The sequence below is a fragment of the Glycomyces sp. L485 genome (assembly GCF_022548875.1).
GTDB lineage: Bacteria > Actinomycetota > Actinomycetes > Mycobacteriales > Micromonosporaceae > Glycomyces.
This window is the reverse complement of record NZ_JAKZEW010000027.1, coordinates 56,565-63,053: the sequence shown is the minus strand read 5'-3', so window position 1 is coordinate 63,053 and position 6,489 is coordinate 56,565. Positions and strand designations below refer to the sequence as shown.

Here is a 6,489-nt window from a genome sequence, read left to right as displayed (position 1 = left end):
AAATCATCACCCGACAGGGGGAGAAACCCCTCATGTTCGGGACCCGGACCGCCTGCCGCACAACACAACACGAGCAGAACTCACCCGCCAAGGCCACCCCGACCGGCACGCACCCGACCCCCGCAACGCACCCCGGAAAGCCGTCCACCACTCCGTCGCTGCCGCCCTTGGCGCACAACAACCACGCACACGATCGACCCCGCCAGCGCCCCAAGGGCCATTTCCGGGCTCCCCAGGCTCCCCACGTGCACCCGTGCAGACTTCGATCCCGCGACACAACCGACGAACTGAAGCCGAAGGCGAAGCCCCGGAACTCTGCCTCAGAAGAACCTGCCGGCTAAGCGGACCGGGTGGCCGGCGTCCGCGAGACCCTTCTTGACCTCGCCGATGGAGACGTCGCCGAAGTGGAAGATCGAGGCGGCGAGGACGGCGTCGGCGCCCGCGTCGACGGCAGGCGGGAAGTCGGCGGCCTTGCCTGCGCCGCCGGAGGCGATGACGGGGATGTCGACGGCGGCCCGGACGGCGGCGATGAGCTTCAGGTCGAAGCCGGCTTTGGTGCCGTCGGCGTCGATGGAGTTGAGCAGGATCTCGCCGGCCCCGAGCTCGGCGGCGCGGGCGCACCACTCGACGGCGTCGAGTCCGGTGGGGCGCTTCTGGCCGCCGTGGGTGGTGACCTCCCAGCCGGAGTCGGTGTTCCCGGTGGTGGCGACGTCGGCGGAGAGAACGAGGACCTGGTTGCCGAACCGGTCGGCGATCTCGGAGATGACCTCGGGCCGGGCTATGGCGGCGGTGTTGACGCCGACCTTGTCGGCGCCGGCGCGCAGGAGGCGGTCGACGTCCTCGGGGGTGCGGACGCCGCCGCCGACGGTGAGCGGGATGAAGACCTGCTCGGCGGTGCGGGCGACCACTTCGTACATGGTGGCGCGCCCGTCGGAGGAGGCCGAGACGTCGAGGAAGGTGAGTTCGTCGGCTCCGGCCGCGTCGTAGGCGGCGGCGAGCTCGACGGGGTCGCCCGCATCGCGCAGGTTCTCGAAGTTCACGCCCTTGACGACGCGCCCGGCGTCGACGTCGAGGCAGGGAATCACACGCACCGCAACAGTCACGGCGCAAGCCTACAAGGCGGATCCGTGAGTGTCGTCCGCCATATTTCCGGCCTATAACTGAACATGTTCAAGAAATCGGCGTAGCGTCGTCCATGAAAAGTTGAACACGTTCAACTAATATCCCCCGAACAGAACGGAGCGCTGTCATGGACATGGCAGTCATCGCCTACATCGCCTATCTCCTCGTCGCTGTCCCGCTCACGGTCTGGGTCGCCCGCACTTTGGGCGCCAACGGCGTCCACTTCATCAAGGACGTCTTCGCCGGGGACGAGCAACTCGCCCACGCGGTCAACAAGCTCCTCCAGGTCGCCTTCTACCTGCTGAACTTCGGATTCGTGGCGCTGTGGCTGCGGGTCGGCACCGAGGTGACCGACGCCCGCGGCGTCTTCGAGACCGTCGCGGTCAAGATCGGCGCGGTGCTGCTGGTGCTCGGCGTCCTTCACGTCATCAACGTGGTGGTGCTCAACGCCTTCCGCAAACACGCCCACGTCGACGCCAGGACCTTGGCCACTCTGGAACCTCCCCAGCGGCCCCAGGCCCACGGGGCCCGAACCCAGTAAGATCGCCTGCGTGACCACATCGACCTCGGACGGTTCCGCCGCTCGCCCTTCGTCGAAGGGCGAGCGGACGCGTCAGCGGATCATCGACGTCGCGCTGGAGATGTTCGCCGAGCGCGGCTACGACGGCACCACCATGCGGGCGATCGCCGCCGAGGCCGGTGTGTCGGTGGGGAACGCCTACTACTACTTCAAGTCCAAGGAGCACCTGATCCAGGGCTTCTACAAGCAGGCCACGGTGCAGCACGCCGAGTCGGCGCCGAAGGCGCTGGAAGGCAAGGAGACGCTCGCCGAGCGCATCGAGGCGGCGCTGCTGGCCTGGCTGGAGATCGCCGGTCCCTACCACGACTTCGCCGGGCAGTTCTTCCGCAACGCCGCCGACCCGAACAGCCCGCTGAGCCCGTTCTCCGAGGAGTCCGCCGAGAGCCGCGAACGGGACATCGGGCTCTACCGGCAGGTCCTGGAGGGCTCGAAGACGCGCGTTCCGAAGGACTTGGCGGACGTCCTGCCCGAGATGCTGTGGCTCCACCAGATGGTCGTGGTCCTGTACTGGATCTACGACACCTCTGAGGGCCAGGAGAAGTCCAGGGAACTGGCCCGCAGGACCGCGCCGCTGGTGGCCCGGGTGGTGGCGCTCTCGCGCTTGAAGGTGCTGCGGCCCCTGGTGAAGCAGGGCGAGGAGCTGGTTCGGGACTTCCTGATCACCAGGCGCCCGAGATAGCGAGGGCCGGTGGGGCCGCGGACATTGCCAACCGCGGCCCCACCGGCGCTTTTCACCTGGCCTGGTCGCGTTCGACGGCTCGGGGCGGAGCCGTCGAACGCGGCCTAACAGTCGCGCAGTTCCGGCGACTGGTTGAGCAGCTGTCCGCGCGGGGAGATGAACTTGCGGTACGTGTCCGAGTCGACCTCGGACGCGGGGAACGCGGCAACGCGGTGGCAGTTCTGGAAGGCCAGCTTCACTCCGAAGTGGCGCTCCAGCGCTCCGCGCATCGAGTCCGAGGCCAGCGCCCGCAGCAGCTGGCCCCTCGCCTGCTCGTCCGGCGGCGGCGTGGTGTTGTCGGCGAACTGAGTCGAGCCGGTCGACGCCGCCACCCCGTTCTTCAGGTCCGCCACGACCTTGCTGACCAACTCCCAGGCGAAGGGGAGCGAGTTCTTCACGCAGTCGATGAAGTCAGCGTCGCTGACCTGACCGGCCTCGGCTTTGGCGAGCAGGTCCTCTGAGACGTCAAGGGACATGCAATTCTCCTCTCGGTTCGAATCCGGTTCATTGTGCACGGAAATGTGACTCTCCGCTGTCGGAAAATCGACGCATCCAGGTTTCAGATGCAATCCGTCTAGACAGTCTGAGTGTGGAGCAGGTGCTCCCCCAGGACGAAGTCCTCGACGATCTGGTCGGCCAGGTCCACCCCGGCGCGGTCGTTCCCCCAGGCAGCGGCCGCCTTGCGGTGGAACTCGTGGGCCTGGCTGGTGAACTTGACCCAGTCCTTCCCGGCGCCGACGGCCCGCTCGCGGGCGGCGTCGAGGACGGCGAGGTTGGCCTCCTCCAGCTCCTCGATCGGCCCGACCAAGCCGCGCTCGGCGGCCTTGACGTAGCGCGAGCGCGTGCACCAGCCGATGAGCGCGTCGCCGACGTGCTCGCGCAGGAACTCGACGTCGTCCTCGTCGTCGATCTTGTTGCCGATGACGGCGATGTTCACGTCGTAGTCCTCGGCGTAACCGACGTACTGCTTGTAGACGCCGACACTGCGCAGGGTCGGCTCGCACACCAGGAAGGTGTGGTCGAAGCGGGTGAACATGCCCGAAGCGAAGGCCTCGGCGCCGGCAACCATGTCGACGATGACGAACTCGTCGTCCGCGTCGATCATGTGGTTGAGCATGAGCTCGACCGCGCCGACCTTCGAGTGGTAGCAGGACACGCCCAGGTCGTCCTCGACGAAGCCGCCGGTGGCGGCGAAGCGGATGCCGTCGACTTCGGTGAAGATCTCGTCGTAGACCGGGTTCGACTCGCTCACCGTGAGCAGCCGCGAGCCGGGCCCGGGCGGCGTGGTCTTGAGCATCAGGTCGGCGGACGGCACCAGCGGGTTGTCGCCCCGCAGGTACTCCTTGATGTCGCCGAGGCGCTCGCCGAGGACCGGCCCCATCGCGGCGGCCTCGGGGTCGAGCCCGAGCGCGGCGGCGAGGTGCTGGTTGATGTCGGCGTCGACGGCCATCACGGCGTGGCCCAGGGAAGCGGCGCGCCGGGCGAACAGCGACGCCATAGTGGTCTTGCCCGAACCGCCCTTACCGACGAAGGCGAGTTTCATTGCGGAGGTCCCCCTGTTGAAAATGATTGTTGGTTCCAAAAGGAGGCTAGCAGAAGCGCAATGTGACTGCGTCTCATACACAAAGCGGCCCCGTCCGAATCGATCGGACGGGGCCGCGCTACGGGTTTCGGGTCACTCGGACTCCGCCGCCGGTTCGGTGGTCCCGACCGGCGACGGGGTCGGTTCGCCACCGCGCCGCCGGTACTGGAGGAAGAGGACGAGGCCGCCGAGCACCAGGCCGGCGAGGTCCGTCGGCAGGCCGCTGTCCAGCATGAGCAGCGCCGCGACGAACAGGCCTACCCGCTCCCACCAGTACAGGCGGGACTGGAGCTGCCCGGCCACCGCGCCGCCCAGCATGAACGCCCCCAGCAGAGCCGAGAAGCCGGCCAGCGCGATCCGCGTCCAGTCGTCGCCGAGCATGAGCAGCTCGGGGGCGAGCACGAAGGCGTAGGGCACGATGAAGCCCGAGATCGCCAGCCGCACCGACTGCACGCCGGTCTTGATCGGGTTCCCGCCGGAGATTCCCGAGGCCGCGAAGGCCGCCAGGCACACCGGTGGGGTGATGTCGGCCAGGACGCCGAAGTACAGCACGAACATGTGGGCGATGAGGATGTACCGGTAGTCGGCCGGGAGGCCCTCGGTGGCCTCGGGCAGGCCCATCTCGGTGTAGGTGCCGTTGATCAGGCCCACGATCGCCGGTGCCGCGACCACCGACATGACCACGTAGTTCGCGGTGGTCGGAATACCGATGCCAAGGATGAGGCAGGCGATCATGGTGAAGAACATGACCATGTACAGCTCGGAGTTCTCGAACGGCAGGAACTGCGAGATCGTGGTGCCGAGGTCGATGAGGCCTTCGGCGATCTTGAGGCCGAGGCCGGTGTTGTTGATCGCCCCGGAGATGATGCCGGCCGCGGCCGTGGCGGCGACGATCGGCAGCGACATCTTCGCGGCGTCGATCAGGGCTCCGATCAGGGTCCGCGGGGTGAGCTTGTCCTCCATGCGCTTCCAGCCGTCGACGCCTTTGAAGGCGAGGTGGCCGAGCTGGACGAGGACGTTGAGGCCGACAGTGGCCAGGACCGCGTAGAACGCGGCGGTCATCGGGGTGATGCCGGCCGACAGCACCACGAAGATCACCACCAGCGGGATGAGCAGGTAGCCGCGGCGGAGCATGAGCGGGCCGAGCTTGGGAAGCTGGTCTTTGGGCAGGCCCAGGATCCCGTCGCGTTTGGAGACGAAGTGGACGACGATGTACTGCGAGATGAAGAACAGCGCCGCGGGGATGAGCGCGGCCATCATGATCTGGCCGTAGGTGAGCCCGCGGCCGATCGTCTCCAGCATGATGAACGCCGCGGCGCCCATGACCGGCGGCATGATCTGACCGCCGGTCGAGGAGGCGGCCTCGACGGCGCCGGCGAACTCGCGCTTGTATCCCGCGCGCTTCATCATCGGGATGGTGAACGCTCCGTTGGAGACGGTGTTCGCCACCGACGAGCCGGTGATCGTTCCTGAGAAGACCGAGGTGATGACGCCGACTTTGGCGGTGCCGCCGACGCGTCCGCCGGCCAGGCCCAGTGCGAGGTTGGTGAAGAACCGCTCCATGCCGGTGCGCTGGAGCAGGGCCGCGAAGATCATGAACAGGAAGATGAACGTCGAGGAGACCCCGAGCGGGATCCCGAAGATGCCCTTGGTGCCGAGGAAGGCGTCGGAGAGGATCCGGTCGGGGTCGAGGCCGCCGAAGTTCAGGAAGCCCGGCATGTAGGAGCCGTAGAGCATGTAGGAGATCATCACGACGCACACGACGGTGAGCGCCATGCCGACCGCGCGGGTTGCGGCCACCAGGACGAGGAGGGTGCCGATGGTGGCCGCGGCGATGCCGACCGCGGGGAAGTCGCCGCCGACGTAGCGGGAGAACTCGCCGGCGTTGGCGATGACCCACCAGTTCGCCCACACGCCCAGGCCCGCCAGGGCGAGGTCGGGCAGCGGCATGCCGCCGACGGTGAGCTTGATGTAGCGGGTGATCTGGAGCAGCACAAGGATGAGCACGGACGGAAGGATGATCGCCGGGTCGGTGACGCCGACGGCGTAGAGGTAGCCGAGGAGCGCCACGCCAACGCCGGTCCAGATCAGGCCGTTGCGCTTCTCCTTCTCGAGGTGGCGCTTGGTGTTGTAGGTCAGGAAGATCAGCGACAGGCCGAACATCAGGTGGACGACCGGCTGCCGGGGTGTGGGGAGGATGCCCTGCCAGGCGGTGTAGAGGTGGAAGATCGACATGGACAACGCGATCGCCCCGACGACCCACTTCCAGGCCGGGTGGAGCTGCTCGGTGCGCACGGGGCCGACGAGGGTGGTGATCGGTTCGGCCTCGGTCATGGCCTTGATGTCGGCGGCGGCCTGGTCGGCGTCGTACGCCACCGCCGTGTCGGAGCGGGAAGGTTCGGCGCTCATCGGGTTCTCGTGCCTTTCGGGAAGTCAGCCTCAGGGGTTCGCGGTGACGGCAGGCGGGCGTATGCCAGGAGCGGCGAG

Annotated in this window: 6 protein-coding genes; 2 read left to right on the top strand and 4 right to left on the bottom strand. The window is 67.6% G+C overall.

Going from position 1 to position 6,489, the window contains the following annotated elements; translation table 11 throughout:
• Positions 1–320 precede the first annotated feature (320 nt).
• Positions 321–1,103, bottom strand: coding sequence for an imidazole glycerol phosphate synthase subunit HisF (hisF, locus tag L0U85_RS13995; protein WP_241378379.1), 783 nt, complete (start codon positions 1,101–1,103; stop codon positions 321–323).
• Between the two features lie 146 nt (positions 1,104–1,249).
• On the opposite strand from hisF, the gene L0U85_RS13990 reads away from it, so the two are divergent.
• Both L0U85_RS13990 and L0U85_RS13985 read left to right on the top strand, forming a co-directional pair.
• Positions 1,250–1,663: a hypothetical protein gene (locus tag L0U85_RS13990; RefSeq protein WP_241378378.1), complete on the top strand. Its 414-nt coding sequence runs from the start codon at positions 1,250–1,252 to the stop codon at positions 1,661–1,663.
• Between the two features lie 10 nt (positions 1,664–1,673).
• Entirely contained in the window at positions 1,674–2,381 is a 708-nt protein-coding gene (locus L0U85_RS13985) for a TetR family transcriptional regulator (RefSeq protein WP_241378377.1), read from the top strand.
• 104 nt (positions 2,382–2,485) lie between these two features.
• On the opposite strand, the gene L0U85_RS13980 is transcribed toward L0U85_RS13985, so the two are convergent.
• The 3 genes from L0U85_RS13980 to L0U85_RS13970 all read right to left on the bottom strand — a co-directional run bounded on the left by L0U85_RS13980 (position 2,486) and on the right by L0U85_RS13970 (position 6,411).
• The gene (locus tag L0U85_RS13980) at positions 2,486–2,896 is read right to left on the bottom strand and encodes an SCO5389 family protein (RefSeq protein WP_241378376.1); all 411 of its coding nucleotides are present in this window, start codon (positions 2,894–2,896) and stop codon (positions 2,486–2,488) included.
• Between the two features lie 98 nt (positions 2,897–2,994).
• On the bottom strand, positions 2,995–3,963 hold the full coding sequence (locus L0U85_RS13975; protein ID WP_241378375.1) for an ATP-binding protein: 969 nt from the start codon (positions 3,961–3,963) through the stop codon (positions 2,995–2,997).
• A 132-nt stretch (positions 3,964–4,095) separates the two neighbouring features.
• A complete protein-coding gene (locus L0U85_RS13970) occupies positions 4,096–6,411 on the bottom strand; it encodes a TRAP transporter permease (protein WP_241378374.1) in 2,316 nt (771 codons plus the stop codon).
• Positions 6,412–6,489: the final 78 nt, after the last annotated feature.